Here is a 1215-nt window from a genome sequence, read left to right as displayed (position 1 = left end):
AGCGTCAACGGGGCTAGTAGCACGCACACAAAAACGCCGGGCAAATGCCCGGCGTTTTTGTGTTTGCCGCGGTTGCTGGCAGGTATTCAGGCTTTCGACGACTGCCGTTGATGCCGTTCCATATAGCGTTCGACATAGGAACAGGATGGAATGACCGTGTAGCCCATGGTATCGGCGTACTCAAGCGCCTTCTCGGTAAGTGCAGCCGCAATGCCGCGACCGCGCAACGCATTGGGCACGAATGTACGGTAGATATCCAGGGTCTGCTTCCCCAGATCCATGTAGGTCAGGTACGCACGATGACCGTCCACATTGGTCTCGAACTGATGACCAGCCTGGTCATGGTGGATGGACAACGCCTCGCTCATCACTACTCCTCGCGGGTCTTGTATTTGACCCCTACCTTACCGATGTTTGTCCGGCGAAGGAACCTCTACGCCACCCCGTGCCCCAGTTGGACAAGGAGAAGAGCCTGGTCGTTCTCTGGCAGCTGAGCACGTCACAAATAGTAGGCGCCCTGGGTACAGATGCTCAAGGCGCTTGATCGTAAAAATCGCGCACTAGCAGCACGCCAACGTCGTACCCTTCAATGGCACTGACAGTTACCGGATGTTCTAGTCCTGTGACGAAGGATGACCGTTAAAGTCACCTTTAGTTCAACAAAAAACAACGCCTTACACTAGATACTGCAACCTGGACCGTCTAAAGCTGAATGCTTTTCATACAGCGACTGTGTTGGTTTCGACAGAAGCGTAATTTTTTTCCAGTTCTTGCGCTGTGTCAGTTTACTTACTACAAGTAATGGGTAGTATGTACGCCGGCCAGTTTCTCTTTGTTGAGAGATGGCTCTTTAATAGAAAGTCCTTGAAGGGGAACACGATGAACAACGTTCTGAAATTCTCTGCTCTGGCTCTGGCCGCAGTTCTGGCTACCGGTTGCAGCAGCGTATCCAAAGAAACCGAAGCTCGTCTGACTGCTACCGAAGACGCAGCAGCTCGTGCACAAGCTCGTGCTGATGAAGCCTATCGTAAAGCTGACGACGCTATGGCTGCAGCTCAAAAAGCTCAACAGACTGCTGATGAAGCTAACGAGCGCGCTCTGCGCATGCTGGAAAAAGCCAGCCGCAAATAATAATCTTTCGGGATTGTTATGAAGCCGGCCCACTTGTGGGCCGGCTTTTTTTTGGTTCATCACGGACTACCGGAAAAGGCGCTC

2 protein-coding genes are annotated in these 1215 nt (G+C 52.3%); one reads left to right on the top strand and one right to left on the bottom strand.

Annotation, left to right across the window (positions count from 1 at the left end; all coding sequences use genetic code 11):
• Positions 1–86: 86 nt before the first annotated feature.
• The gene (locus EKA13_RS27255; RefSeq protein WP_065762041.1) at positions 87–368 is read right to left on the bottom strand and encodes a GNAT family N-acetyltransferase; all 282 of its coding nucleotides are present in this window, start codon (positions 366–368) and stop codon (positions 87–89) included.
• A 511-nt stretch (positions 369–879) separates the two neighbouring features.
• Between EKA13_RS27255 and oprI the strand changes: the two genes are divergently transcribed.
• A complete protein-coding gene (oprI, locus tag EKA13_RS27250; RefSeq protein ID WP_065762040.1) occupies positions 880–1131 on the top strand; it encodes an outer membrane lipoprotei OprI in 252 nt (83 codons plus the stop codon).
• Positions 1132–1215: the final 84 nt, after the last annotated feature.

Origin of the sequence: Pseudomonas defluvii, from assembly GCF_001695625.1 — a bacterium.
Taxonomy (GTDB): Bacteria; Pseudomonadota; Gammaproteobacteria; order Pseudomonadales; family Pseudomonadaceae; genus Aquipseudomonas; species Aquipseudomonas defluvii.
The sequence above is the reverse complement of the archived record's forward strand: the minus strand, read 5'-3'. Positions and strand labels throughout refer to the sequence as shown.